Genomic DNA, 26,246 nt, shown 5'->3' on the forward strand with positions numbered 1-26,246 from the left:
GGGCCGTGCCGGCTTGGGCGGCTCAGACGCGCGCGAGCTTGTCGGGATTGATGACCCTGCGGTACGCGGAGATCAGACCTCCGGTGATCTGGACCGTGTCCACGGAGTACACCCGGCCCTCGCGGTGGAAGACCAGGGCCAACTCGCCGCCGACCTCGGCGAGGTCGATGCGGTCCGGACGCCACTGACGCCCCACACGCACCATGACCTCGGCGACACGCTCGCCGCCGCACACGGGCCTGCGTGCCGCGAAGGCCTTGCCGCCGCCGTCGGTGACGTAGACGGCGTCCGGGTGCAGGAGCCTGACCAGGCCGGCCAGATCCCCGGCCTCGTACGCGGCACGGAACACCGTCAGGACGCGCTCGCGCTCCGCCTTCGACGCCTGCGGCATGGACTCCTTCGCCTTGGCCACCCGTCGCCGCGCTCGCGAGGCGAGCTGCCGGGCGGCCGGTGCGGAGACGTCCAGCAGTTCGGCGATGTCGCCGAACCCAAGACCGAAGACATCGTGCAGGACGAACGACACCCGTTCCGGCGGGGACAGCTCCTCCATGATCAGCAGCATGGCCGAACCGACGGACTCGTCGACGAGCACCGGCTGCGACGCGTCCGGCCCCGTCAGCAGCGGCTCCGGCAGCCACGGCCCGACATAGGTCTCCCGGCGGACGCGGGCACTCTTGAGAATGTCGTAAGCCCGCCGAGCGGCCACCGTGACCAGCCAGGCCCGCAGATCGTCGACGTCCCGCAGGTCCGCCTTGGCCGCCCGCAGCCACACATCCTGGGTCACGTCCTCGGCATCGGCCACACTCCCCAGCAGCCGGTAGGCCACACCAAAAACCGCAGGCCGGTGCTCCTGCCATCCGGCGAGGAGCGAATCCTCCTCGGAGCGCCCGGGCCCGTTCCCACCACTCATACCGATCGCAACCTCCTCCGGCCTGCGCACACAGCCTAGCCAGGCAGAACATCCGAGACCGCCCTCGCCTCGTCGGCCCGCGGGAGCGCCGGCCGGGACCGCGCCAGAAACTCGATGACCTCTGTGACCAGGCACGTAGTCGCGTTGTGCGATCTGAGAGCGCTGTCATACGCTCGCCGCCGGGGGTGTCTATGACAGCCAAGGAGCCGGGATCGTACCTGCGAGGGCGGCAGGCCGAATGTGAGGCGCTGGACCGGCACGTAGCGTCGGTGCGGGCGGGATACAGCGCGGTCCTGGTGCTGCGCGGCGAGGCAGGCATCGGCAAGACCGCCTTGCTGGAGTACGTGACGGGCTGTGCGAAGGACTGCCGGATCGTCCGGGTCGTGGGTGTCGAATCCGAGATGGAGCTGGCCTTCGGCGGCCTCCACCAGCTGTGTGCCCCGTTCATCAACCAGCTCGACAGGCTGCCGGAGCCGCAACGAGCCGCGATCGAGACGGCGTTCGGAATGAGCGCCGGAACGCCGCCGGACCGCTTTCTCGTCGGGCTCGCGGTGCTCAGTCTGCTGTCCGATGTGGCTCAGACCGAGCCGCTGATCTGTCTGGTCGACGACGCACAGTGGCTCGACCTCGTCTCGGCCCAGATCCTCGGTTTCGTCGCGCGACGGCTCATGGCCGAACAGGTCGGGCTCGTTTTCGCCGTGCGCGAGCCGGAGGGGGAGCGTGCTCTTGAAGGGTTGCCCGAGCTTGCGCTCAGAGGTCTGAACGAATCCGACGCACGCGCACTCCTGGATTCGGTCATTCCTGGCAAGTTCGACGAGCCCATCCGCAGCCGTATTCTCACCGAGGCCCGCGGCAACCCGCTCGCGTTGCTGGAGCTGCCCCGCGCGACGTCGGCCGCGGAGCTCGCGGGTGGGTTCGCCTCACCCGGGCCGAGACCGGTGACCCGTCGGCTCCAGCAGAGCTTCGTCAGGCGCGTCGAGGAGCTACCGGCAAAGACAAGGCGTTTCCTGCTGCTGGCGGCAGCCGAACCTGTTGGTGATGTCTCTCTGCTACGACGCGCGGCCGAGGCACTCGGTATCTCGACGAACGCGGCAGCCCCGGCCCTGGCAGCAGGTCTGCTCGAACTGGGCACCAGGGCGCGGTTTCGGCATCCCCTGGTCCGCTCGGCCGTCTACCATGCCGCAGACCTGCCTGAACGCCGCCAAGTGCATCAGGCCCTGGCCGAGGCGACGGACATACACGTCGATCCCGATCGGCGAGCGTGGCACCTCGCGCGTGCCGTGGCAGGGCCTGACGAAACCGTGGCCGCCGAACTGGTGCGCTGCGCCGGCCGGGCACAGGGGCGGGGCGGCATCGCCGCAGCGGCGGCTTTCCTGGAGCGAGCGGCCGAGCTGACCCCTGACCTGCCACGCCGTAGTGTCAGGGCCCTGGCGGCGGCGCGTGCCAAGTACCTGGTGGGCGCGTTCGACTCTGCGCTCGCATTGCTGCATGTGGCTGAGCTCAGCGACCTCGACGACCTGCAGCGTGCTCAAGCAAGTCTGCTGCGTGGGCAGATCACCTTCGCATCGAGGAGCGCGGGCGCCACTGTTCCGCTGCTGCTCAAGGCGGCCGGGCAACTCGGGCCGCTCGATGCGGGAGCCGCCCGTGAGGTGTATCGCGACGCGTTCTACGCGGCACTGACCGCCGGCAGGCTGTCGGGTGCGCCCGGCGTCGAGGACATTGCCCGGGCAGTGCGTTCTGCACCGCGACCGCCGCGGGGTGGACCCACCGATCTGCTGCTGGATGGTCTGGCCCTGGCAACTGCGGACGGTTACGTCATGGGTGCGCCGATGCTTCGGCAGGCGCTGACCGCCATGCGAGGCGAGGGAATCGGCCGCGACGAGGGACTCGACTGGCTTCCCCTCGCTTGCCGTATGGCACACGACGTATGGGATTTCGACAGCTGGAGCGAGCTGTCCGCGAACCTGGTCGATCTGGCGCGTACGTCCGGCACGCTGTCGGTGCTGCCCTCGGCACTGCTGCTGCGCTTGTCGAACCGGGTCTTCGCCGGTGACCTGTCCGGCGCGGACTCGCTGGCCGTGGAAGCGACGACGATCGGCGAAGCGACCGGCAGCCGTTTCCTGGCGCACTATGGAGCCCTGGTGATCGAGCCGTGGAAGGGCCACGAAGCCGTGACCCGGCAGGCGATCGAGAGCATCACCTCTGACAGGGCGCTGCGCGGCGAGGGCAAGGTACTGACGTCCACTCAGTGGGCGCTGGCGGTCCTCTACAACGGCCTCGGCCGCTTTGAGGACGCTTATGTGGCTGCCGAGCAGGGCTGCGAGCACCCGCAGGAGCTGGGACTGGCCATCTCGTCCCTGGTCGAGCTGGTGGAGGCCGCGGCGCGTGGCGGAAAGCGGCAGGCGGCGGCCGAGGCCGCCGACCGACTCGTGGAGATGGCCGAGGCCAGTGGCACGCAATGGGCGCTGGGAACCGCGGCGGGCGCGCGCGCCCTGGTGAGTGAGGGGGAGGCCGCCGAGGAGCAGTACCGGGCGGCGATCGAGCGACTGAAGGGCACCCAGGTGCAGATGATGCTCGCACGCGCCCGGCTCCTGTACGGGGAGTGGCTGCGCCGCGAGAACCGGCGCGTCGACGCACGCGGTCAGTTGGCCGTTGCCCACGAGATGCTCAGCCGGATGGGAGCCGAGGCGTTTGCGGAACGCGCCCGCCGCGAACTCGAGGCCACTGGGGAAACCGTGCGCAGACGTACGACCGGCACCCGCGAGACGCTGACTCCTCAGGAGGGGCAGATCGCAGGCCTTGCCGCCGAGGGGCTGACGAATCCGGAGATCGGCGCGCAGCTCTTCCTCAGTCCGCACACCGTCGAATGGCACCTGCGCAAGGTGTTCGCGAAGCTCGGCGTCACTTCCCGCAGGCAGTTGAGTACCAGCCTCGCTGGAGGCACGTCCACGGCCACGTCGACGTAGCCCACAGGCCGCGGTGATCATCCGGCCGTCGCGGATCTGTCCGACTGTCAAAGATCCGTCCCGCTGTCACAGATCCGTCGCGTGCTCGGTCAATGGTGTGCAGGTGGTCCACGAGACCGGCCACATCCAGGTGACCGGTGGACGGTGTGCCGCCTCGACACGGTCGATCTACGGAAGGTGCGTCATGGTGTCGGAGACTGCACAGCACGGTCATGGTCACGACCACGGAGGCCATGGTCACGGGGGTGGCGACGAGGACGGTCCGGGCTGGACCAGGGCGGCGAAGCTGCTCCAGGACGCGGCGCCGATCACGATCCCCGAAGGTGCCTCGGCGATGACCATTCACGTGGAGTGGGAGCCCGGCGACCCCGGGACTCCGCCGCATCGTCACTCCGGACCGGCGTTCGGCTACGTGATCAAGGGTGCGGTCCGTTTCGAACTCGAAGGTGAACCCGAGCGCGTGATCGAGGCCGGCGGCACGTTCTGGGAGCCGGGTGGGGACGCGATCCACTACCAGGACGGCAACGCCCTGGACGATGCCAGGACCGAGTTCGTGGTCACCATGATGTGCGCGCCGGGCAAGCCCATGCTCGAGCTCGTCGACGACGAGGAGCTCAAGCAACGCGCGCACCTGCGGGCGCCGCGGCCTGCCGCCTGATCCTTGTCGGTCGGCCACATGAGCCCCTCCGACCTCGTGGACTCGATGCTGACCGTGCTGTTCGCGGTCGCGGCCGCGTACGGGCTGTACCGGAGCGTGACGTCCCGCGGGGCGGGGTGGCGCGCATGTGGGGACCAACTGCTGCACACCGCCATGGCGTTGACCATGGCGGTGATGCCGTGGAGCCCAGTCTCGCTGGTCCACCAACCCGCTCAGGCGACATTCTTCGCCGCCGCGGCAGTGTGGTTCCCACTCACTGCCGTCCCCCGGCCGGACGAGCGCCGAGTCACCGCCGTGGCCAGGAGACTGCCCTCAACGGTCGGCATGGCCGCGATGGCATGGATGGCGTGGGCGGCGCACCCCGTGGCAGGTCCTCAGTACGAGTACCTCGCACGTCCACTGAACGCCGCACACCACATCGACATGCCCGGCCACAGCGCTCACCCGTCGACCGTCGCCCAGGCGACGACCGCCGCATTGGCGCTCTGCCTCGCGGCATACGCCCTGTGGTCGCTGCTCCGCATCATGCCTCCCCTGCACGCCCTTACCGACCCCCCGCCCGACCCCACCGATCGGCACGACCCATACACACGTTTCTGGGACGGATCAGTGGCACTCGGCACAACCCTCATGCTGCTCATGCCCCACTGACCGACCACAACCCGACAGGCAACCACCATGACAAGTGAAAGCGTCCTGCATCCGAGCCTGATCGTCCCGGTCGGGCACGTCGAGCCCGTACCGCGCCGCATCCGCGGCCTCGTCGGAGGACAGGTCGTCTTCGACAGCCGGCGCGCGTTGTACGTGTGGGAATGGCGCGCCTACCCGCAATTCAGCATCCCGCTGGCGGACTTGATCGATGGCACGCTCATCGACGACGATCACATCGAGCATCACGGCGCCGGTCCCGCGCGCCGTCACACCCTGCAGGTCGGCTCCGAAGTCCGTGTCGGCGCGGCATGGGTGTGGGACGAGGACGCTCCCAAGTCCCTTCAGGACACCGTGCGGTTCGAGTGGGACGCGCTGGACTCGTGGTTCGAGGAGGACGAACCGGTCTTCGTGCACCCCAGAAGTCCCTACTCCCGGGTGGACACGCTGCGTTCGTCGAGCACTGTGCGCGTGGAGGTGGACGGCGTCCTGCTGGCGGACGCCCCCAACTGCGTGAAGCTCTTCGAGACCGGCCTGCCGACCCGTTACTACATCGAGCGCATGTACGTCGACTGGACCCGGCTGCGGCACTCGGACACGGTGACGCACTGTCCGTACAAGGGGACGACGAGCGACTACTGGTCCTTCGACGGCGAGACCGGCCCCCACGAGGACATTGCCTGGGCCTACGACTTCCCGACCATCCACGCCAATCGCATCGCAGGTCTGGTCGCGTTCTACAACGAGCACGTCGATCTGTCCATCGACGGAGTCCTGTTGCCGAGGCCGGGCGATCTCTCCAGCGGCGCTGTCCCCGAGTAACGCACCTCGCCGGTCGGGCGTGGTCGCTCAGGAACGCCTCGCGCGGTACAGGCCCCGGCCCGTCCGGCGAATGCGGGAAGTGCCGACCAGTCGGTCGAGGGTGCTCCTGACCGCGTCGATGCTCGCGCTGTCCGCGTCGCGGCCCAGAGCCGCCGTCAGGCCGGCCAGGCGCATTGGGCGGCCTTCTCCAAGAGGTGAGACGCATGGCGATGGGGCTGCACTCGGGTATCGGAGCCCGACACGTCACCGTGGCTCGACACCACCCGCCCCGGGCACCGAGTGGCGTAGCCGGCGAAGGGTCTCCGACACCGACTCGATGCGTGGGTCCACCGCATCGATGGCCTCACGGAGTATGTGCAGCCGCCCGTCGAGCAGGGCGGTATCGGCCGCCAGCAACGCCGTGGCGGCGGACGGGTCGGCGGGCCGGTCAGTGCCCCGCCAACGGGCGTCTTGCTCACCGTGACCGCCCGCGGGCGTGGGCGCCGTGCTACTCCACGAAATACGAGTCGTGCTTGTCGAAGAACGCGGCACGCTCCTCCTCCGAGGCGTGCGCCAGCTGCGACACCTGCTCGAAGTACTCCTCACGCGGCGCGCCCGGGGTGAGCAGCAGCAGCATGTCGGCAGGGGCATCGGAGTCGTTGCGGAAGGCGTGCAGACCGCCCTGGGGCACATGCAGGAAGTCACCCTTGCGGGTGTCGACCCACACCGTGTCGTTTTTTCCGGCGGAGTGTCACACATCGTTCCTTGGCCCGGTCTCATGGTGTGGAAGTTCCGTGAAACTCCGTTTCTTCGAAGGAGCCACCATGAGTGACATCGTTCTCGAACCCGCCGCGCAGGCGTTCGCCGACGCGACCGCCAAACCGCCGCTGCTCCACGAACTCGGTGTCGAGGGCGCGCGCAAGCTGCTCGACGACGTGCAGGCACAGCCCGTCGAAAAGCTCGAAGTGGACGAGAAGTGGATCACCGTCCCCGCCCGGGTCGGTGATGTGAGGGTGCGCATCATCAGGCCGGTCGGCACCAGCGGCGCCCTGCCCGTGATCCTTTATGTGCACGGTGGTGGCTGGATCCTGGGCAACAGCGGCACGCACGACCGTCTGGTGCGCGAGTTGGCCGTGGGAGCGAAGTCGGCACTGGCCTTCGTCGAGTACGACCGTTCCCCGGAGGCCAAATACCCTGTCGCCATCGAGCAGGCCTACGCCACCGCCCAGTGGATCACCGGCAAGGGGGGCGAGGAAGGTCTTGACGGGTCTCGCCTCGTCGTGGCCGGTGACTCGGTCGGGGGCAACATGAGCGCGGCCCTGGCCCACATGGCCAAGCAACGGGGAGACGTGACCTTCCTGCACCAGTCGTTGTACTACCCCGTCACCGATGCGGCCCAGGACACCGAGAGCTACAAGACCTTCGCTCACGGCCCGCATCTGACGGCGAAGGCCATGGAGTGGTTCTGGGACGCCTACACCACCGACCCGGCCGAGCGCGCCGAGATCACCGCATCCCCTCTGCGCGCCTCTCTGGAGGACCTCCGGGGCCTGCCGCCGGCGCTCGTCATCGTCGACGAGAACGACGTACTGCGCGACGAAGGTGAGGCGTACGCCCGCAAGCTCGTCCAGGCCGGTGTGCCGACCACGAGCATCCGCTACAACGCCACCCTGCACGACTTCATGATGCTGAACCCGGTCCGCGGAACGCAGGCGTCGAGCGAGGCCATCGACCAGGCCGTCCACGTTCTGCGCAAGGCCCTTGGAACCGACTGACATCTGCCGAAACGAAAGCTGCCGTCGTCGGCCAGTCCGCGCAGCGGGTTGCCACCTCTGCATCGAACAGGACAAGTTCCACCGGCAGTTCGCCGCCGACGTTCCGGCCGAGGGCGCCTTTGCCGCCGCGTGGAAGTGCCACGGTCGTCAGCGTCTCCGCCTCCCATGCCGTGAGCGTCTCGCGTCCCGGTGATGTCGCACGGCTGATCCACGAGGCGGCGCAGGCCTCGGCCTGAACGGTTGGCGCAGTCACCGCACAGTCATGCCGTCGGCGGGCGGGAAGAACACCACTTGTGGCTGGGCGTTCTCGTCCAGGCGAAGACTGTGGTACATCGTGAGCGTGTGGTTGACGCCGAGCGTCTCGACTCCGCCCAGCCGCCCGGACCACTTCTCGATGACCGGCTGGGCGGCCTCGGCCGCCGCCGCCTCGTACATGGTCTTGAAGTAGACGTAGACATGGTCCGTTCCGACCGCGGAACGGGCCAATTCACGTTTCTGCGGGGTGATTTCCAATGCGTGCTGGGCCGCGCTGCGGATGTCGTGCATGTATTCGCGCTGAACCTCGACGTCCTGGCGGGTGCCGAGGCGGGTGAGATGTCCGGTGATCATGGTGTCGAAGTCGAAGGACAGCGCATGATCGTGATGCGCCATGAAGCCGGGAATACTCTTGGACTGGGCGATATTGGTGAACGGCACCCACCCCGGATAGATCACGTCGACCAGCATGAGGATCTTCTGCCGTGGCAGGTGGACGAAGCTGTTGCCGGGCGCGTGATTGCTGCCCCTGTAATGCAATTCGAGTACCTGGCCGCCCACCTCCATCCGGTAGAAGTCCTTGAAGGTCACATCAGGAACGCGTCGCAACGGGTCGTTGCACTCCTGCAGTATCGCGTGCGTCTCCTGCTGAGCCACGCGTACGGCCTCGTCCGGGAACTGATGCACCGTTCCGATGTGATCACCGTGGGAATGGGTGTACACCACGTGCGTGACGGGCTTACTCGTCACGTCACGTATGGCCCGTGTGACCAGCGTGCCGAGCGAGGGTGGCGCATCGATGGCGACAACTTCGTTGTCGCACACCACGAATGCGCACTGATAACCCCCGTCGGTCACCCAGTGAACGCCATCGGCGATCTCCTCGACCAGGTACCCGCGAGGGGGCACCTTGGGACCGATCGCATTCTGCGGAACCGTGGGAATCTCGACTCCCGGGACTTTCTGCGTCATCGCTGCGTGCCTTTCGGGCTTCCGAGTGATCCGGTCGTGCGACGGATGCGTCACCGGGTCCCGTCCTCCTGCGGGAGGGCACGCCAGTCGTCCGGGAAGAAGAAGGCGTCGGAGGTGGGCGGGACGGGCGACTGGACCTCGATCCAACGGGCCGGTTCCTCCCGCTCGTTGACGAACCCGTGCGTGCCGTCGGTGCTGACCCAGACGAGGTCGCCCGTCTCGGTGACCTCCTCGTTGCCGTCGATCCAGCCGCGCATACCGCCGCCGATGAAGTAGTAGATCTCCTCGAAGGGGTGGTAGTGCACCTTCGCGGCCCTGCCGGGACCCGAGCGTCCGGCGATGCTGGCGATGAACGTGGTGTGATGCTGAGCGCCGAGCAGCTGGTCGACCATCATCCGTATGCCGATGTTCTTGATGTTGGGCCCGTGGTACCCCGGCATCGAGAGATCACCGAAGGGCACCACGTCGTCCGACTCGCTGTAGTGGCCGGCGAAGCGGTGTCGGGGGTCGGTCTCCGAGGGCCGGCCCAGGTACTCGCCGGACAGCGGCTGCGCAGAGATGCGGCTTCGCGCACCGTCGAAGGCCGGCGGCTTCGGCGCCCGCACCGAGAACCAGCTCAGGCCCTGGTCGCCCGCCGACAGTGAGTGCGCAAGCCCGACGGGGGCGACTCCGTAGTCCCCGGAACCGAGGTCGTACTCCAGGCCCGCGAGGGCGGCGCGACCGTTGCCCGCCGTAATGAACCACGACTCCTCGAAGGGACACCGGTTCCAGCCGAGGGTGGCGCCGGGCGCGAGCTCGTACAGGGAGATCTCCATATGGTGCGACCCGTGCCTCTCGCCGACCATCAGGGCCTGGCGAAGCCCCGGCACCTCCTTGACGTCGACCCACTCGCGTTCGGCGGCACGTGAAATGTGGTAGGCCATGAAGTTCCCTCCGAATGTGGCATGTTGTGGCGGGAACGAGTGTGGAGGGAAGGCTGTTAATCACCTCGAAATCCGGGGCCCCGGCTCAGCGCCGCAGTTGAGTGACGAGTCGGCGCATCTCCGCGGACGGTGCGACCCCGAACTCACGCATGGCCACCCTGTAGCGCTGGTACAGGGTCAGCACGGAGTCGTCGTCGCCACTGGCGTGCGCCAGTGAGATCGCCAGCTGCCACGCCTGTTCACGGTACGGACTCGTCGTCAGCACCTCGTCCACGAGCCGCCGTGCCTCGCGGTACCTGCTGAGGCGGAACGCCAGTTTGGCCGCTTCGATACGGCCGCTGGTGACCCGTTCACCGATCTCGGCACGGCGCTGTTCCACCCACAGACCGGACATGGGAGCCAGATACGGACCGCGGTCGGCACGGGCCAGCGCGTCGTGCATGGTGCGCATCCGAACCTCCCCGTCCTGGTGATCGGCCTCGACCAGTGCGTCGAGCACCATCTGTGTCGTGCCGCGGACCAGATCGGGGCAGGCGAGGGAGAACCGGTCACCGTCCTGCCGGGGCACGAGTGCCGCGGGAAGCACCTCGCGCAGCCGGTGCAGAGCCTGGCGCAGATAGCTGCGGCCGGCGGCGTCGTTACGGCTCTCGAACAGCGCGTCCAGGAGTTCCTGCCGGGGCACCTCGCGCCGGGCACCGATGAGATAGCTGAGCAGCTCCACGCTCTTGCTGAGCCGGACCTGGACCTGGTTCCCGTCGACGGTCAGTACGGGTTCTCCGAACTCCTCCAGCAGCAGACGCGGAGCCCTTGAGACCACCCGCAGCGCCTCCTGGCCGGACAGCGCGGCGGTGATCTCGTGCCAGCGCGACATCCGGGTGGGGGAGGCGTCCGCCTCCCGCACCGCCACGGCGGGGACATCGGTCAGCGCAGTGAGCAGCAGATGTTGTGATCCCTGAGCGGCGGACTCGGCCAGAGCCAGCTCGGCCGCGGCGTCCGACGCGTCCTCTTCGCCGAGCCGCCAGTAGGCCTCCGCCAGATAGGCTGCGGCCGTGGCCAGTTCCAGCCGCCGGTCGCCGCGCTGCATGCCCGCGACACAGGCCTCCAGTTCCGTACGTGCCTCGGCGTTGCGGTCGCGCAGAAGCAGGGAGAGTCCTCGCCACAGCTGGTACAGCTCCCGACTGAACGCATAGTCCGCGGCGCCGCCTGCCAGTGCGTCCGCGAGTGCACGGTCGGCCGCATCGGTGTCATGCCCCAGCCGTAGACACAGTTTCGCCTCGTTGAGCAGCCCGAAGACGTGATAGAGCCGGGAGCCCGTGTCAGCGATCAGCCTGCGGCCACGCTCCAGTGCGGCCCGTGCATCGTCGTTGCGGCCGAGGTCGATCATCAGGTCGACCGCGTCGAACGCGTGCAGCCAAGGGGGCTGCCACGACTCCCGACGTACCTCATACATCTCCATGGCCTCGTTGAGACGGCCTGTCGCACGAAGTCCGGCGATGATCCACGGCGCGCCGAGGACACTGCGCCACGGTTCGCATGTGGCCGGTCGGTCCATCCCCTTGAGGCGGCCGCGGAAGTACCCGATCCGCATCAGCAGCCCGTCGCCCGTGCCGGACGGTGCCGGCGCATAGGCGGGGAACGGCGGCGAGCCGCCGTCGGCCAGTGCCAGCATGTTTTCGGCGACCTCGCGGGCGCGGCCGGCGGGCAGGCGTTCGGTGAGCGCGCGGGCTTCACCGAGGCGGCCGGAGTGCCACTGGCACCACGCGGCCAGCAGCAACGCCTCCTCGAAATACGGTGAGTCGGGACCGGGCAGCCAGTCATAGCCATGCCGGTCCAGCAGTTCGTTGCCGCGCCCACATTGTTCGAGTGCGAACGACACACGCAACACCACGGTGCCGACCTCCGGGGTCGGCGCTCGGGTGGAGACGTCCAGTGCGTCCAGCCAGCGAGCCGCGGAAGCGAAGTCCATCCGGGCCACCAGGTCCGGGAGTGCGACCGCGGCCTGCTGCCACGCGCCCTCCGTGTCACCCAGGCGCAGAAGCGCGTCCACGGCCTCCTCCAGCGCCCCCTGCTGTACAAGAAGCTGCGCATGTAGCCGGCGCAGTCGACGTACGCGTTCCGGATCCTCGGTCCGGACCAGTTCGTCGACCAGGAACTCCCGGAACTGAGGGTGCGGGGTCAGGCGGGTCCCGTCCTTCGACCAGCGCGCAGGCAGTCGCTTCGACCGCAGGCGGGCCATCGTGCGGGTCGCGTCCGTGAGGCCCAGCGCCTGTGCGTCGGCGGCCGAGATCTCCGCCAGTGGGCTGGTGTGCAGCAGGAACGTCCGCTCGGTGGCGGAGAGGGTGCGGAAGATGTTGGCCGACAGGTAGTCGCGCAGGGCGTCGGCCCTGTGATCGGCCACCTCGGCCGTGCGCCAGCCCTCGAACAGCACTCCTGCCACCCAGCCGCCGGTGATGTCGACGACGTGCTGGACATCGACGTCGCCGTGGCCGATCAGGCGCAGGGCTGCCGCAGCCTCGTCGGGGTCGAACGCGAGATCCTCCTCGCCCAACTCGCCCACGCGGAACCGGCCGCTGATCGAGCCAGACTCCAGCGGCACCCCGGTGCGAGAGATCAGCACCAGGTTGACATCGGCGGGCAGGTACAGGGCGAGTGCCGACAGGACGTCGACCGAACCTTCGTCCACCGTGATCCGCTCGACGTTGTCGCACACGAGAACCAGCCCGCTTCCTTGCAGGCTCTCTGCCAGCAGCCCTGCGGCCTCGCCGAACTCGATGCCGTCGCGCAGGGCGTCGGACGCGATCCGGCCTGCCGTGGGGACATGAGGTTCTACGGCCGCCTCGAGGTAGACCAGCAGCCGGCCGGGGGCCCGCTCCGTGCCGTCGAGCGACAGCCACGCCACCGGGCGATCGAGGTCGTGCAGGGCCTGGGCGACAGCGGTGGTCTTGCCGCCACCGGCGCTCGCGCACACCGTGACCACCTGATGGTGCTCGATGAGAGACCGGATGCGCTCCGTCAGCCGGTCCCGCCGCACGGTGTCGACCTCAGGGTCGGGGGCCGCGAGCTTGCGCCGGATCACCAACCGCCGGCTGCCGGAACCAGAACCGTGAGCATCGTCCACCGTGGCCCGCCTAACTCGAAGTCCGCACAGTGCGCAGCCGGACCTACAGCAGCCGTGCGATCCCACAACGTCGAGGGTCTACGTGACCGTGCCACCGGTCAAGCGCGGTTTCGCCGTGATTAACAAGGTGACATCGGCACGGCGCCGCCGGTGTGTTCCTGGTCAGTCGAACGCGGCGGGATTGCGGAGGTAGGCCTTGCCATGGGGATAGGAGACCAACTCGCACTGCAGCCCCCACGGCGACAGGAAGTAGACCCAGCGCTGGCCCTCGTGCGGGCCCTTGCTGGCCGTCGGGTCCCCCAGCACCCTCAACCCGCGTTCGCGCAGGTCGGCAGCGGCTTCGTCGATGTCGTCGACGTACAGCGCGAGATGGTGTCCGCCGATGTCGCTGTTGCGCGGGGGTTCCAGCCGCTGGTCGGGGGACTCGTACTCGAAGACCTCGAGAATCGCCTGCCCGCCGATGCGGAAGAAGTAGATGCGCGGTGACGTGGCCCGGTCGTGCACATTGAGGTGTTCGCTCATCCAGTGTCCCGTGTCGTCCCTCAGCGGGCCGAGCCGGTACAGGTACTCGAAGCCGAGCACGTCCTCGAAGAACTCGCGTGCCTGGTCCAGATCGGGCACCGTGATCCCGAAGTGGTCGACGCGGGTGAGTCCGGGAACAGGGGGCATGGGGAAGTCCTCCGGTTGATGCTGTCGACGTGCATGCCGATGCTGTCGACGTGTGTGCTGTCGATGTGTGTGCCGTTGACGTGCATGCCGTTGCGGGGTCAGGGAAAGACCACGGTCCGCTTCCCGTCCAGCAGCACACGGTTCTCGGTGTGCCAGCGGACGGCGCGGGACAGTGCCAGACACTCGACGTCCCGGCCGAGAGTGGTCGCCTCGGCCGCCGTCATGGAGTGGTCGATGCGGGCCACCTCCTGCTCGATGATCGGGCCCTCGTCGAGGTCCGGGGTCACGTAGTGGGCGGTGGCGCCCACGATCTTCACGCCCCTGGCATGGGCCTGGTAGTAGGGCCGGGCGCCCTTGAAACTGGGCAGCATCGAATGGTGGATGTTGATGGCCCGACCCTCCAGCTTCTTGCACAGGTCCGGAGAGAGGATCTGCATATAGCGGGCAAGCACCACGAGGTCCACCTCGAGGTTCTCGACCAGGTCGAACAGCTCCTTCTCGGCGGCCGGCTTGGTCTCCGGGGAGACCGGGACGTGGTGGTAGGGCACGCCGTAGGTCTCGGCCAGGTAGTGCAAGTCGGTGTGGTTGGACACCACTGCCGCGATGTCGGCATTCAGCCCGCCGTTGTGGGCACGGAACAGCAGGTCGTTGAGGCAGTGCCCGTACCGGCTCACCATGATCAGGATGCGCTGTTTTCTGGTGTCGTCCAACAGCCGCCATTCCATGGAGAATCGCTCCGGCACGCCGGTGAAGCCGGCGCGAAGGGTGTCGATCGTGGTCCGCGGGTCGAGCGACTCGAACTCGATCCGCATGAAGAATCTGCCGGCCTCGCGCTCGACGAACTGCTGACTCTCCACGATGGTGCAGCCGTTCCCCAGGAGGAAGGTCGACACAGCGTGCACGATGCCCGGCCGGTCGGGACAGGTCAGGGTGAGGACATAGTGTGTCCCGCTCATGTGTGATCACGTCCTTCGCTGTGGGTGGGAGAGTCCGGACGCCTTGCGGCTTGCCGCGGTCACACCAGTGGGCGGACGCGGAGTGTGGCGCGGATGTGGCGCTGGACATGCCGCTCGACGGTGGGCTTGGCAGAACCGCCGTTCTCCTCGCCGACGACGATCGTCACCTCACGGCCGTCGATCGCCTCGCGCTCGTCCACCATGCCGAGGGAGGACCAGCCTCCTACGTTGACGGTGTAGCCGTTGTTGGCGGAGATGCCCACCAGGCGTCCGTCCACGAGGACCTTGTCGTAGGTTCCGGTGGCGTAGTTGGACACCGGCATCTCCAGGTACTTCGCGTGCGGTCCGGCACCGAACAGGCTGTCGGCGATCAGCTCCGCGGTGTCCCGGTCGTGCCAGCGCAACCACACCTTCTTGCGGTGCGGTCGGTCCGCCATCCGCTGCAGGGCGGCCTTTCCGATGAAGTCGTGGTCGAACCTGATGACGTGTCCGTAACCGAGGTCCCACGGAGTGACGTAGTAGTCCTCGATGTCGTCCGACACGAAGCTGCCGCCGATGGAGGCGTTCGCCTCGAAGCCCTCACCCGACAGCCACTCCCGGAACGGCCTCATCGACTCCCGGGTGTAGAGGGCGGGCACCGGCGCGGGGATCCAGCCCGACTCGATGGCGGTGGACGGATAGGCTCGTGCGCCGCCCTGGCGCAGTCCGAACTCCTCACCCGCGGCGAGCAGCGCCGCACGGACGGTCTCGCCGTGTTCCGAGGGTCCGACCAGTTCCAGGCCGGTGAACTCCTGCCCGGGGATGCCGACCATGGTGTGGTTGAGAGCCCGGATGGGAACGCCTGCGATCTGTATCTCGCCCATGGCGAAGAACGGGATACGCGGAAGCGGGGATCCGGCCGCCTTCTCGACGATTCGGTGTGTGGCCGGGCCGTTGAGCTGGAAGCGGAAGGTGAGCCGCCTGCCGTCGTTGGCGACGGACCGCTCGTCGCGGGTGACCGTGACGCGGTAGTTGCCCGTCTCGGCGTGAAAGGCAGCCCAGTTGGGCGCAACCGGCCGGCCCACCAGGCTGAACTCGTCGTCCTCGAAGGCGAACAGGATCGCGTCACCGACGAAATACCCGTCATGGTTGCACGCGATGAACTGCTTCGCCTTGTTCCGGCCGAAGTTCTTGAACCCGTTCACCCCGAGGTCCGACATCAGGCGCAGCGCGTCCGGCCCCTTGAAATAGATGTCCGTCATGTGGTGGGACTGGTCGAAGAGTACCGCCGTCTCCTGCCATGCCCGCTGTTCGTCCCGCCAGTTGGTGTACTCTGCACGCATCGGATAGATATACGGTCCTTGAGGCGCATCGCGCAGCATGGCCACAACATCTCCGGCCTTTTGGATCTTCTCTTCCAGGTTCATGGTTCAACCGGCCTTTTCTGCGCCATCGGCGCGGGACAACCATTCGAGCGTGGTCTGCACCTGATTGAAGGAGAACAGATGCAGACCTTCGACTGTGAATTCCGTGAGGGACATTTCCTGCTGGAGGGCGAGCAGAAAGTCCAGGGGCTCGTAGGAGCGACCGAGCAGCAGGTTCCCGACCAGACCGTGTTGCTTGGACAGAAATCGCACGGACCGACCCACGCCGATCTTGATCGAGAGCTCGATCAGTTTCCTGATCTGCAACGGTGCCGCGACGCCGATGCGCAGCGGCAGAGTCACCCCGCGGGCGCGGACGGAACGCAGCCACCCGGCCAGGGCGTGTGCATCGAAGCACAGTTGACTGACCATGTAGTGGGCGTACTGCTGCTTGCGCCGGAGGGCGTCGAGCAGCGCCTCGTCCGAGATCTTCGGGTGACCCTCCGGATAGCAACCGACGCCGATCCGGGACAACTCGTGGTCGAACTCGCCGAGTTCCCGCAGTATGTCCGCGGTTTCGGTGAAGGCGCCGACGGGCTCCTCCCCGTCGCCGCCGATCACGAACAACTCGTCGACTCCGAGGTCGTTCACCTTGCGCACGAAATCCCGCAAGTGCCGGCGGTCCTCGACCATGCGTGCCGCCAGATGCGGCACCACGCGGTGTCCCGACCGGCGGGCTGCCGCGACGTGATCCAGCGTGCGCGACAGTCCGAATCTCGGTGAGCAGGTGATGCTGACGGTCGTGCCGGCCGGCACGAGGGCCACCTTCTCCTCCGCCCCTTTCAGGGGAATAACCTCGATGCTGGATTCACGTACGACAGAGTCGACGGATTCATCCGGGTCGGCAGATCGCGTCATTGTGTTGTTCCGCCTTCTTCAGCTGGAGCACATCAGATCCGGCACACGTGCTGCGGTTGACCGAGACGATAAAGCGGTGATCGTTAGCTGCCTGTGAATTGCACTTCCTGTGGAGTTATCCACTCGTTAGCCGGCCTTGCCGCTGAGCCGCCCGCCAGTCACGCTCGACAAACGGCGCGGCTTGCGTCGCGCGGTTGCATTCACGGACGGAGAAAACGGCAATGACGCTTGGGATTCGACTGGACGGCCGGACGGCTCTCATCACTGGAGGTGGCAGCGGCCTCGGCCTCGCGGTGGCCGAAGCCCTGCACGCCCAGGGCGCCGCCGTGGCGATCCTGGGCCGTACCAAGGCGAAGCTGGAGTCGGCGGCGGTAAAGATTGCCGCAGGCGGCGACAGTCCGGTGCTGACCGTGGTCGCGGATGTCAACGAGGACGACGCGGTGACCGACGCAGTGCGTCAGGTGCACGCATGGCAGGGCCGGCTGGACATCGTCGTCAACTCCGCCGCCCCGTTGCTGGCTGTCAGCGCCCTGGCCGAGGCGGATGAGGCGGTGGTGAGCGACGCCCTGGACGCCAAGACGGTCGGCTATCTGCGCGTCGCCCGTGCCGCTCTTCCGCTGATCGAGAAGGAGGGCACCGGCCGCATCATCAACATCGCCGGCATGGCCGCGCACGTCCTGGTCCCGAACATCGGGGTGGCCGCCGCGGTGAACGCCGCTGTCGTCGCCCTGACCAGCTACCTGGCTGCCGAAGCCGCACCGCAGGGAGTGCTGGTGAACGCCGTCTCTCCCGGCATGACCCTGACGCAGGTCTGGAAAGACCGTCACGCGGCCACTGCCGAGGCGAAGGGCATCACTCCCGAGCAGGTGCGGGACGGGATGGTCGAGAATCTCGGAATCCGCCTCGGCCGATGGGCGCGCCCCGAGGAGATCGCGGCCGCCGCGCTCTATCTGGCCTCGGACCTCGCCACCTATGTGACCGGCCAGACCCTTCAGGTCGACGGTGGGCTCGGCAAGTCGGTCATCTGAGGCTCTGAGAGGGGACTTTCACATGGCACAGGTGTCGGTTGCCGGTCTTGGCAACATGGGACGTGGCATGGCCCGCCGCCTGCTCGCCGAGGGACACCGTGTGATGGTGTGGAACCGGTCGCCGGCGGCAATCGACGAACTCGTGGCCCTGGGTGCCGAACCGGCCGATTCCGTGGTCGAACTCTTCGCCGCCGGCCCGGTGTTGTCGTCGCTCGCAGATGACGCCGCCGTCGCCGCTGTGTTCGACGACTCGGTGCTCGCCGAAGTGGGGCCCCGTGCCGTCCACGTGGGTACGTCGACGATCTCGGTCGCGGCCGGACGTGCTCTGGCCCAGCGGCATGCGGCGGCCGGAGTCCGCTATCTGGCGGTCCCCGTGCTGGGGCGTCCGTCGGTGGCCGAGGTAGGGCAGCTCAATCTGCTCGCGGCCGGGGACAGCGAGTTGATCGACGACCTGGAAGCCGTGTTCGCGGCAATCGGCCGGCGGACCTGGCGGGTCGGCGACCAGCCGTGGCAGGCCAACGCGGTGAAGATCACCATGAACCTGCTGATCATTCACGCGCTGGAGGCGATGGCGGAGGGCTTCACGCTTGCCGAGCGGTACGGGATCGACGCCCATGATCTGCGAGAGCTGATCGCGGGCACCCTGTTCCCGGGCCCGGTGTACCAGGGCTACGGCAATTCCATGGCGGACCGCGACTACCTCCCGGCCGGCTTCCGCACCGCACTGGGCAGCAAGGACCTGGTTCTGGCCGCTGACGCCGCCGATGCGGTGGGACTGCACCTGCCCTCGGTGTCCGCGCTGCGGGGAGTCTTCCAGGCCGCGATCGATCAGGGCCTGACCGATCATGACTGGGCGTCGATCGCAGAAGTGGTGCGAAAAGACTGACCTGCGGACCCGTCCCACACCATCCGACCCGAGGAGGGTTTCACCATGGCGCTCGTGCCCTTGGTGTCCGAGGAAAACATTGACGCGACCGATCGTCCGCTGCTCGAAGCGGGCGAGAAGACGTTCGGCACCCTGCTGAACACCTGGCTGGCCATCGCCAACTGCCCGGGCATGTTCTCGACCTACCTGCCGTTCATCCGCTCGGTCACCGGCCCCGGTGAGCTGGACACCCGCATCAAGGAACTCACCGCGGTCCACGTCTCGCTGCTGAACCACTGCCGATACTCGGTGAGCCACCGTTGTTACTCGGCATTGAACAAAGGTCTCAGCGAGGCCGACCTGGAACGACTCGCCACCGGTGACTTCGCGTCGTTCACCGACAGGGAGCGGCTGGCTCTGCGATTCACCCGCGCCCTGACACTCGACCTACCGGAAACCACCCGTGAGCAGAGCGTGACCGGTGTCGATGCGGAGCTGCTGACAGAGGTACGGGACGCCTTCAACCCGCGGGAACTCGTCGAGCTCGTCATGTCCGTGGGCCTGTGGAACGCCCTGAGTCGATTCCATCGGGTCATGGACTTCGATCTCGACCTCGGGGAGCCGCCGGCCGCGGTGGACGCAGCCGTGGTCGGTGTGTCACACAGCCGGGGCGCAAAGGATCTCCCCGCACCAGAACACGGCCTACTCCTCACTCATTTTCTGACGGTGAGCGATGTCGCTGTCTCGCGGCGGTTCTACGCCGATGTCTTCGGCGGCGAGGTGGTGATGGAAGAGAACCCGGCGATCGTGAAGGTCGCCAACAGCTGGATCATCATGAACCCCGGCGGTGGACCCACCCCCGACAAGCCGGACGTCACACTGCAAGTGCCCCGCAGCGGCGATCCGGTGTCGGGCTTTCTCAACGTACGCGTCGCCGACATGGCCGCGTTCCACGCACACGCCGTCGCCAAAGGCGCCAACTTCCTCACCGAGCCCATCGACCGCGCCTCTGAGCTGCGCTGCTATCTGCGCGACCCGGACGGCCATCTGATCGAGGTGGGTCAGTCCACCGGTCTGATCCAAGGTATCCAGGCCGACGCGGCCTCGAACTGAAGTGGGGCCCCCATGCCTGCGGAACACTCACTCGAAGCGAACGCCGTGTGGTCGGAGTTCGTCGTCACCAAGGACGACTGGGACGCCGCGGACCCGGACCTGTTGACGGGCATGTTCAGCCAGCTCGTCCTCATCCGCACCTTCGAGGAGTACGTCCTTGAGCTGGCCGCGGACGGACTCATCCACGGCCCCGCGCACTCCAGCATCGGTCAGGAAGGCGGGGCCGTCGGTGCCTGCTATTCCCTGACGTCCGAGGACACCGTCAACGGTTCACATCGAGGCCATCACCAGTTCCTCGCCAAGGTGCTCGCCCATCTTCATCCGAAGGGCATCGACCCCAGAAAGCCGTTCCCCGAGGATGTACGGACCGCACTCCTGCGCAGCCTGCGCGAGATCTGCGGACTGGACCAGGGCTTCAGCCATGGGCGAGGAGGCAGCATGCACCTCCAGTGGCACGAGGCCGGCGCCATCGGCACCAACGCCATCGTCGGCGGTGGCGTACCGCTCGCGGCCGGATCCGCATGGGCCCACAAGGCGGCCGGCACCCGGGCGGCGACCTTCACGTTCTTCGGCGACGGTGCGATCAACATCGGATCCACGCTGGAGACCCTCAATCTCGCGGCGGCCTGGTCGCTGCCCCTGTGCTTCTTCGTCGAGAACAACCTGTACGCCGTCTCCACCCACGTGTCCGAAGTCACCGCCGAACCACGGTTGTCGGGCCGGGGCCCGGGCTTCGGCATCCGGAGCTGGAAGGTCGACGGCATGGATCCGCTGGCCGTCTACATGGTGACGCAGGAAGCACTCGCCCACATGCGGAGCGGCAAGGGCCCGACCATGATCGAGGCCGATGTGTACCGCTACTTCCACCAGAACGGCCCCTTCCCCGGCTCGGCGTTTCGCTATCGCACCAAGGAAGAAGAAGCGCAATGGCGCTCTCGCGACCCGATCGACACCGTCGCGGGCCATCTGACACGCCGTCGAATCCTCAGTGAGAAGGCGGTCTCGGAGACGCTCGCGCGAGCCAAGGCCCTGATGGCCGACCTCGGCGACGTTCTCCTGGAGCCACGGCCGGGCGGCAAGCAGGGAGAACGGCGCATCGTCCCCTCCGAGTGGCCCGATCCGGCCTTCGTCGACGAAGGCATCCGGGGCGACCTGTCGGAACTCGCCGCGATCGAGTTCACCGACGCGGAGGACTTCGCCGACGAACTGACCGAGGTCAAGTTCATCGGCGCCGTCGCCGACGTGATGAAGCGCCGCCTGGAGACCGATCCCCGTGTCCTGGTGATGGGCGAGGACGTGCACCGGCTCAACGGCGGTACCAACGGTGCCACCCGCGGTCTGAGCGATGCGTTCCCCGACCGTGTGCTCGGTACGCCGATCTCGGAGAACGCGTTCGCAGGCCTGGGCGGGGGACTGGCCATGGACGGCCGGTTCCGGCCGATCGTCGAGTTCATGTACGCGGACTTCATGTGGGTGGCGGCGGACCAGCTCTTCAACCAGATCGGCAAGGCGCGCCACATGTTCGGCGGCGAGGGCAAGGTGCCGTTCGTCCTGCGCAGCAAGGTCGCCACCGGCACCGGTTACGGATCGCAGCACTCGATGGACCCCGCCGGCATCTTCGCGACGGCACCCGGCTGGCGGATCGTGGCCCCGTCCACGCCGTTCGACTACGTCGGCCTGATGAACACGGCACTGGCGTGTGACGACCCGGTCGTCGTTCTGGAGCACGTGGACCTGTACAACTCCACAGGTCCGGGTCTGCCGGAGAACTACGACCACTGTCTCCCGGTGGGCAAGGCCGCCGTACGTCGTGAGGGAGCGGCCCTGACCATCATCACCTACCTGGCGATGACACCGGCCGTCCTCGACGCTGTCGAGCAGACGGGTGTGGACGCCGAGGTCATCGATCTGCGCTGGCTCGACCGGGCCAGCCTGGACTGGGAAACAGTCACCCGGTCGGTGATGAAGACCAACAATGTGCTGATCGCCGAGCAGGGCGCCATCGGCACCTCCTACGGCGGCTGGCTCGCCGATGAGATCCAGCGCCGGCTGTTCGACTGGCTCGACGCCCCGATCGAGCGCGTGACCGGCGGTGAAGCGTCGCCGAGCATCAGCAAAATCCTCGAACGTGCCGCGTACGCCTCCACGGAGGAAGTCGTGGCCAAACTCCGTGACATGCAGGAGCAGAGCAATGGCTGAGATTCTGCGCATGCCCGAGGTCGCCGCCAACACCACCGAGGCGATCCTGGAGTCCTGGAACGTCCCTGTGAACACCCCTTACGCGGCCGGAGATGCCCTCGTCACAGTGGAGACGGAGAAGGCCGCGGTCGATGTGGAAGCCGAGAGCGAGGGTGTACTGCTCCGCATCCTCGTGGACGCGGGCACGACCGTGAAGGTGGGCACGCCGATCGCCGTGTGGGGGACATCGGACGAACCCGTTGCCCAAGTGGATGCCCTGGTCGCTTCGTTGGGCGGTGAACAGACGACCACCGAAGTCGTACGGGACGGCAGGGAACGTACCTTCGCCAGTCCTCTGGCACGGCGGCTCGCCCGCGAGCTCGACATCGACCTGACTGCGGTGGTGGGGACCGGCCCGAACGGACGGATCCGGCGACGTGACATCGAGGCAGCTGCTGCGTCGGCGAGCACCGGGAACGTGGTGCCGGCGATCGTGAGGGCGAAGGCCAAGGAGGCCGAACCTCCGGCGTCCGGGGCGGGTTTCGTGGACGTACCCAACACGCGGATGCGCAATGCCATCGCCCGACGGCTGACGGAGAGCAAGCGGAACACACCCCACTTCTACCTGCGCGCCGGTGCGCGCGTGGACGCCCTGCTCCAGCTGCGACAGCAGATCAACACCGGCCAGGACGTGAAGGTGTCGATCAACGACCTGCTGGTCAAGGCGATCGCGTCCGCGCACGCACGCGTTCCCGAGATGAACGTCCAGTGGAACGACACTTCGATCCGCCATTTCTCGGGCGTGGACATCGCGGTGGCCGTCGCCACCGACGCCGGCCTGGTCACCCCAGTGGTCCGCGCAGTCGACTCCCTGTCCATGACGGGCGTCGCCACGGCGACGAAGGACATGATCAACCGCGCGAAGGAACGCCGCCTCCGCCAGGACGAGCTGGAGGGCGGCACGATCACGATCACCAACCTCGGCATGTACGACACCGAGGACTTCGCGGCGATCATCAACCCGCCCCAGGCGGCGATACTCGCCGTCGGCGCGGCACGACAGGAAGCGGTCGTGGAGGAAGGCGCGGTCACGGTCGCGACCGTGCTGCGTCTGACCCTGGCCGTCGATCACCGAGGCGTGGACGGGGCCATTGCCGCCCAGTGGTTGAAGGTTTTTGTCGACGTGCTCGAAAACCCGCTCCGCATCCTGCTGTGAGCACTGGAGAACGCCTCCCTTAAGTGTCACCGCACGCAGGGTCGTTGTGTGCAGCCAGGCGACGCCTGCTCAGACTGATCATCCGCGGCTGTCCGATCAACAGAAGGACTTGTGATGGCGATTCCGACGTTTGGTCCCAACGCGGTCGACTGGGAGACCAGGGTCGACCTCGACCGACTGCGCGAAGAGCGACTGGCCCGTCTTCGCGCATCCCTGGAGCAGTCGGACCTCGGCGCCGTCCTGGCCTTCGACTTCGCCAACATCCGCTATATGACCTCGACCCACATCGGCACCTGGGCCGTCGACAAGATGATCCGTTTCTCGCTGCTCGTCAGGGGAGGCGAGCCCATTGTCTGGGACTTCGGTTCAGCCGCCAAGCACCATCAGCTGTACAACCCGTGGCTGGACTACTCCCGGGCCCACCCGGACGGTGATCCGCACGCAGCCCACCACGGAGCCGACGCCCGCAACCCGAGCGGCGCCCGCGCCGGCATCTCGACCCTGCGCGGTGCCATCAACCCCCTGGTCGGGATGGGCGACCTGGTCGCCGACAAGATCAGGCGCGAGCTCGAACCGTACGGACTCCTCGACGAGCCGCTGGGCGTCGATGTCATCGAGCTGCCGGTCCTGGCGGCCCTGCAGAACGCGGGCATCACGGTGGTCGACGGCCAGCAGGTGTTCCTGGAGGCCCGGCGCATCAAGACGCGCGACGAGATCCTGCTGCTCACCCAGGCGTGCTCGATGGTCGACGCGGCGTACGAGAACCTCTATGAGTTCCTGCGGCCCGGCGTACGCGAGAACGAGTGCGTGGGTGTGGTGGCCAAGACGCTCTACGACCTCGGGTCGGAGTTCGTCGAAGGCGTCAACGCGATCTCCGGAGAGCGGTGCGCACCGCACCCTCACGTGTTCTCGGACCGCATCGTGCGTCCAGGGGATCCGGCGTTCTTCGACATCCTGCACAGCTACAACGGCTATCGGACGTGCTACTACCGCACGTTCGCCGTGGGCAGCGCCTCCTCCGCCCAACGCGACGCCTACACGCGGTGCCGTGAGTACATGGACGAGGCGATCAGTCTCGTACGACCCGGAGCGACGACCGCCGACATCGTGTCGGTGTGGCCGACGGCACAGGAGTTCGGGTTCGCCGACGAGGAAGCCGCTTTCGCCCTTCAGTACGGCCACGGTGTCGGACTGTCGATCTGGGAGAAGCCGGTGTTCTCCCGACTGGTCTCCCTCGAGCACCCGGAGGTCATCGAGGAAGGCATGGTGTTCGCGCTGGAGACCTACTGGCCGTCCAAGGACGGCTGGGGAGCGGCCCGGATCGAGGAGGAACTCGTGGTCACCGCCGATGGATGCGAGGTGATCACCAAGTTTCCCGCAGAGGACCTTCTGGTCGCCGGGCAGCGCTATTTCACCGTCTCGGGACCGTTGCCGACCGAGCGTGACTCGCAGTCCCACCTGAACACGTCACCCCTGCGGTCGGCGACCTGACGAGCCTGCCGAACCCGGAATGAACCTGGCCCGGACGGGCGGCCATGTCACATCTGACTCTCCTGACGTGTCTATCTAATGAGGACTCGGCAGCGGACTCCGGATCGGCGTGAAGGCGTCGGCTTCCGTCACGGGTGCGGGATCAGGAGTCCCATGGACGGAGAGTGGACTGTGATGCACCGACACGACGGTGGCAAAGCTCAGGTGTTCCGGATCACCGGCGCCCGGACCGCGCTCGCCGAGGATGTACGAGGACGGCAGCGGCGGTATGTGATGGCGATGGTCGTCCGCACCCTCGCGGTGGTCCTCGCCATCGTGCTGTGGGACGTGGAGCGGTACGTGGCCGTGGCGGCGCTGGGGCTGGGCCTGTTGCTCCCGTACGTCGCTGTGGTGATCGCGAACGCAGGGCGGGAGCAGCCGCCCTCCCTGCCCGCGACGATCGTTGTCACACCGTGGGATGCGGTGGTACCGGCCGCCCTGCCGGCGGGCACTTCTGCAGGACCGGCAAGTCGAGACGCATCGGCTTTCCGTGAGGGCCGCGATCCGGGTCACGCCCCGCAGTAGGCCGTATGCGAGGCGAGCAGTCGGGTGAGGACTTCGAGGTCGCCGGTGCCGGCCGCGGTCCGAAAGGCGAGGACGAGGCGGCGGTGCGATTCGAGGGGAACCGGTCGTACGCGGGCGCTCGTGAGGCGGCCCTGCGCGCGGGAGACCAGTACCCGTGCGTTTGGCCCGCTGACCCGAAGCAGCCGCGCAAGTTCTGCGTAGGCGTAGCCGAAGGCCTTGCGCAGCACGTAGGCCGCCAACCCGTCCGGCGTCAGCCTCGACATGAGCAGGGCCAGGGCGTCCTCGATCGCACCGGTCTGCTCGGCGCACAGCGAGGGATCCTGGGCGGCCCGGTCGTCGGGCTTGATCAAGTGCGGCTCGGTCGGTGTCTCGTGGCGGTGTCGTGCGGACTGGACGACGTTGAGCGCGAGATTTGTGGTGGTCGTGGTCAGGTAGGCGGCCGGACACTCGACCTTCGGGCGGTACGTGAGCTGCCAGCGCAGCCACACCTCCTGAAGCACGTCCTCGGCTCCCGCGACGTCTCCGAGAATCTGGTAGGCGATGCGGAACAGCCTTTTCCGCTCGGACAGGTAGATGTCGAGGGCATGGTCCAGGTCGTCGGCGGTTGAGGCCGAGCAGGCGACCGGGTGTTCGGTCGGTGTCGTGGCCTCCAGGGTTGACACGGACATCGGGCACTCCTTGTCGGTGGGCGGCGCCCCTCGAGGGCGCTGGCTCCACCTTCGGATCGCGGCATTGCGTACCGCGCCCTTGTTGCCCGTGGTTGAGTCCGTGGGGGCCCCGGGGGGTCCACGGGGTTTCCCGGGGCCCCCGGGGGAGGGGTACCCCCGGACCCCCGGAGCGCGGGCCCGGGAGAGGGGCCGCAGGCGTCGATCCTCAGCC

The 26,246-nt window shown here is 67.6% G+C and carries 21 protein-coding genes and 2 pseudogenes; 13 read left to right on the forward strand and 10 right to left on the reverse strand.

From position 1 onward, the window contains the following. Nucleotides 1–22: 22 nt before the first annotated feature. Entirely contained in the window at nt 23–910 is an 888-nt protein-coding gene (gene sigJ / locus JYK17_RS27420) for an RNA polymerase sigma factor SigJ (RefSeq protein WP_222811389.1), read from the reverse strand. Nucleotides 911–1,101: 191 nt separating this feature from the next. Between sigJ and JYK17_RS27425 the strand changes: the two genes are divergently transcribed. The 4 genes from JYK17_RS27425 (at nt 1,102) to JYK17_RS27440 (ending at nt 6,004) form a co-directional block, all read left to right on the forward strand. After that, a complete protein-coding gene (locus JYK17_RS27425) occupies nt 1,102–3,876 on the forward strand; it encodes a helix-turn-helix transcriptional regulator (protein ID WP_108014141.1) in 2,775 nt (924 codons plus the stop codon). A gap of 187 nt (nt 3,877–4,063) precedes the next feature. Next, a complete protein-coding gene (locus JYK17_RS27430; protein WP_372465304.1) occupies nt 4,064–4,534 on the forward strand; it encodes a cupin domain-containing protein in 471 nt (156 codons plus the stop codon). 18 nt (nt 4,535–4,552) lie between these two features. Beyond that, nucleotides 4,553–5,185: a DUF5134 domain-containing protein gene (locus JYK17_RS27435; protein WP_108014139.1), complete on the forward strand. Its 633-nt coding sequence runs from the start codon at nt 4,553–4,555 to the stop codon at nt 5,183–5,185. Between the two features lie 27 nt (nt 5,186–5,212). Continuing rightward, nucleotides 5,213–6,004, forward strand: a complete 792-nt coding sequence (locus tag JYK17_RS27440; RefSeq protein WP_108014138.1) for a DUF427 domain-containing protein — start codon at nt 5,213–5,215, stop codon at nt 6,002–6,004. Nucleotides 6,005–6,491: 487 nt separating this feature from the next. Here the strand turns inward: JYK17_RS27440 and JYK17_RS27445 are convergent. Next, nucleotides 6,492–6,707: pseudogene (locus JYK17_RS27445) on the reverse strand (cupin domain-containing protein); the annotation flags it as partial. Between the two features lie 100 nt (nt 6,708–6,807). Between JYK17_RS27445 and JYK17_RS27450 the strand changes: the two are divergent. Continuing rightward, on the forward strand, nt 6,808–7,758 hold the full coding sequence (locus tag JYK17_RS27450) for an alpha/beta hydrolase (protein ID WP_108014137.1): 951 nt from the start codon (nt 6,808–6,810) through the stop codon (nt 7,756–7,758). Between the two features lie 249 nt (nt 7,759–8,007). Here the strand turns inward: JYK17_RS27450 and JYK17_RS27455 are convergent, their stop codons facing one another. The 7 genes from JYK17_RS27455 to JYK17_RS27485 all read right to left on the reverse strand — a co-directional run bounded on the left by JYK17_RS27455 (nt 8,008) and on the right by JYK17_RS27485 (nt 16,912). Further along, entirely contained in the window at nt 8,008–8,985 is a 978-nt protein-coding gene (locus JYK17_RS27455; RefSeq protein WP_222811390.1) for an MBL fold metallo-hydrolase, read from the reverse strand. A gap of 50 nt (nt 8,986–9,035) precedes the next feature. Beyond that, entirely contained in the window at nt 9,036–9,908 is an 873-nt protein-coding gene (locus JYK17_RS27460; RefSeq protein ID WP_222811391.1) for a cupin domain-containing protein, read from the reverse strand. 85 nt (nt 9,909–9,993) lie between these two features. Next, nucleotides 9,994–12,984: an AfsR/SARP family transcriptional regulator gene (locus JYK17_RS27465; protein WP_308011714.1), complete on the reverse strand. Its 2,991-nt coding sequence runs from the start codon at nt 12,982–12,984 to the stop codon at nt 9,994–9,996. Between the two features lie 204 nt (nt 12,985–13,188). Beyond that, complete coding sequence (locus tag JYK17_RS27470) at nt 13,189–13,695, reverse strand: VOC family protein (RefSeq protein WP_108014133.1); 507 nt, start codon at nt 13,693–13,695, stop codon at nt 13,189–13,191. 98 nt (nt 13,696–13,793) lie between these two features. Further along, nucleotides 13,794–14,651 carry a formyltetrahydrofolate deformylase gene (purU, locus tag JYK17_RS27475; RefSeq protein WP_108014132.1) on the reverse strand — a complete coding sequence of 286 codons (858 nt, stop codon included), beginning with the start codon at nt 14,649–14,651 and terminating at the stop codon, nt 13,794–13,796. Between the two features lie 59 nt (nt 14,652–14,710). Further along, nucleotides 14,711–16,057: a glycine cleavage system protein T gene (locus tag JYK17_RS27480; protein WP_108014131.1), complete on the reverse strand. Its 1,347-nt coding sequence runs from the start codon at nt 16,055–16,057 to the stop codon at nt 14,711–14,713. Between the two features lie 3 nt (nt 16,058–16,060). Further along, nucleotides 16,061–16,912, reverse strand: coding sequence for a methylenetetrahydrofolate reductase (locus tag JYK17_RS27485; RefSeq protein WP_222811392.1), 852 nt, complete (start codon nt 16,910–16,912; stop codon nt 16,061–16,063). A 221-nt stretch (nt 16,913–17,133) separates the two neighbouring features. Between JYK17_RS27485 and JYK17_RS27490 the strand changes: the two genes are divergently transcribed. From JYK17_RS27490 to JYK17_RS27520, 8 genes and pseudogenes are all read left to right on the forward strand, one after another. Beyond that, nucleotides 17,134–17,940 (forward strand): SDR family NAD(P)-dependent oxidoreductase, encoded by an 807-nt coding sequence (locus JYK17_RS27490; RefSeq protein WP_108014129.1) that lies wholly within the window; start codon nt 17,134–17,136, stop codon nt 17,938–17,940. Nucleotides 17,941–17,962: 22 nt separating this feature from the next. Next, nucleotides 17,963–18,826, forward strand: a complete 864-nt coding sequence (locus tag JYK17_RS27495) for an NAD(P)-dependent oxidoreductase (RefSeq protein ID WP_108014128.1) — start codon at nt 17,963–17,965, stop codon at nt 18,824–18,826. Between the two features lie 171 nt (nt 18,827–18,997). Then, nucleotides 18,998–19,225, forward strand: a pseudogene (locus tag JYK17_RS40710) (carboxymuconolactone decarboxylase family protein); the annotation flags it as partial. A gap of 234 nt (nt 19,226–19,459) precedes the next feature. Continuing rightward, nucleotides 19,460–19,918 (forward strand): VOC family protein, encoded by a 459-nt coding sequence (locus tag JYK17_RS40715; RefSeq protein ID WP_234548535.1) that lies wholly within the window; start codon nt 19,460–19,462, stop codon nt 19,916–19,918. A 12-nt stretch (nt 19,919–19,930) separates the two neighbouring features. After that, complete coding sequence (locus JYK17_RS27505; protein ID WP_222811394.1) at nt 19,931–22,117, forward strand: alpha-ketoacid dehydrogenase subunit alpha/beta; 2,187 nt, start codon at nt 19,931–19,933, stop codon at nt 22,115–22,117. Then, a complete protein-coding gene (locus JYK17_RS27510) occupies nt 22,110–23,312 on the forward strand; it encodes a dihydrolipoamide acetyltransferase family protein (RefSeq protein WP_222811395.1) in 1,203 nt (400 codons plus the stop codon). The genes JYK17_RS27505 and JYK17_RS27510 overlap by 8 nt, the downstream gene beginning before the upstream one ends. A 114-nt stretch (nt 23,313–23,426) precedes the next feature. Beyond that, nucleotides 23,427–24,803: a M24 family metallopeptidase gene (locus tag JYK17_RS27515; protein ID WP_108014124.1), complete on the forward strand. Its 1,377-nt coding sequence runs from the start codon at nt 23,427–23,429 to the stop codon at nt 24,801–24,803. A gap of 174 nt (nt 24,804–24,977) precedes the next feature. Then, on the forward strand, nt 24,978–25,367 hold the full coding sequence (locus JYK17_RS27520) for a DUF3099 domain-containing protein (RefSeq protein ID WP_308011715.1): 390 nt from the start codon (nt 24,978–24,980) through the stop codon (nt 25,365–25,367). Here the strand turns inward: JYK17_RS27520 and JYK17_RS27525 are convergent. Beyond that, a complete protein-coding gene (locus JYK17_RS27525) occupies nt 25,352–26,035 on the reverse strand; it encodes a sigma factor (protein WP_222811396.1) in 684 nt (227 codons plus the stop codon). The two genes, JYK17_RS27520 and JYK17_RS27525, sit on opposite strands and share 16 nt — an antisense overlap. Between the last annotated feature and the right edge of the window lie 211 nt (nt 26,036–26,246).

Origin of the sequence: Streptomyces plumbidurans (genome assembly GCF_019857225.1) — a bacterium.
Lineage (GTDB): Bacteria > Actinomycetota > Actinomycetes > Streptomycetales > Streptomycetaceae > Streptomyces > Streptomyces plumbidurans.

Bases quoted from the DNA above. Each gene is read 5' to 3' on its own strand.
- JYK17_RS27440 (WP_108014138.1), top strand. From the start codon at position 5,213: ATGACAAGTGAAAGCGTCCTGCATCCGAGCCTGATCGTCCCGGTCGGG.
- JYK17_RS27485 (WP_222811392.1), bottom strand. From the start codon at position 16,912: ATGACGCGATCTGCCGACCCGGATGAATCCGTCGACTCTGTCGTACGT.
- JYK17_RS27515 (WP_108014124.1), top strand. From the start codon at position 23,427: ATGGCGATTCCGACGTTTGGTCCCAACGCGGTCGACTGGGAGACCAGG.
- sigJ (WP_222811389.1), bottom strand. From the start codon at position 910: ATGAGTGGTGGGAACGGGCCCGGGCGCTCCGAGGAGGATTCGCTCCTC.
- JYK17_RS27460 (WP_222811391.1), bottom strand. From the start codon at position 9,908: ATGGCCTACCACATTTCACGTGCCGCCGAACGCGAGTGGGTCGACGTC.
- JYK17_RS27525 (WP_222811396.1), bottom strand. From the start codon at position 26,035: ATGTCCGTGTCAACCCTGGAGGCCACGACACCGACCGAACACCCGGTC.
- JYK17_RS27455 (WP_222811390.1), bottom strand. From the start codon at position 8,985: ATGACGCAGAAAGTCCCGGGAGTCGAGATTCCCACGGTTCCGCAGAAT.
- JYK17_RS27505 (WP_222811394.1), top strand. From the start codon at position 19,931: ATGCCTGCGGAACACTCACTCGAAGCGAACGCCGTGTGGTCGGAGTTC.
- JYK17_RS27425 (WP_108014141.1), top strand. From the start codon at position 1,102: ATGACAGCCAAGGAGCCGGGATCGTACCTGCGAGGGCGGCAGGCCGAA.
- JYK17_RS27495 (WP_108014128.1), top strand. From the start codon at position 17,963: ATGGCACAGGTGTCGGTTGCCGGTCTTGGCAACATGGGACGTGGCATG.
- purU (WP_108014132.1), bottom strand. From the start codon at position 14,651: ATGAGCGGGACACACTATGTCCTCACCCTGACCTGTCCCGACCGGCCG.
- JYK17_RS27450 (WP_108014137.1), top strand. From the start codon at position 6,808: ATGAGTGACATCGTTCTCGAACCCGCCGCGCAGGCGTTCGCCGACGCG.
- JYK17_RS27510 (WP_222811395.1), top strand. From the start codon at position 22,110: ATGGCTGAGATTCTGCGCATGCCCGAGGTCGCCGCCAACACCACCGAG.
- JYK17_RS27480 (WP_108014131.1), bottom strand. From the start codon at position 16,057: ATGAACCTGGAAGAGAAGATCCAAAAGGCCGGAGATGTTGTGGCCATG.
- JYK17_RS27520 (WP_308011715.1), top strand. From the start codon at position 24,978: ATGCACCGACACGACGGTGGCAAAGCTCAGGTGTTCCGGATCACCGGC.
- JYK17_RS27470 (WP_108014133.1), bottom strand. From the start codon at position 13,695: ATGCCCCCTGTTCCCGGACTCACCCGCGTCGACCACTTCGGGATCACG.
- JYK17_RS27490 (WP_108014129.1), top strand. From the start codon at position 17,134: ATGACGCTTGGGATTCGACTGGACGGCCGGACGGCTCTCATCACTGGA.
- JYK17_RS27435 (WP_108014139.1), top strand. From the start codon at position 4,553: ATGAGCCCCTCCGACCTCGTGGACTCGATGCTGACCGTGCTGTTCGCG.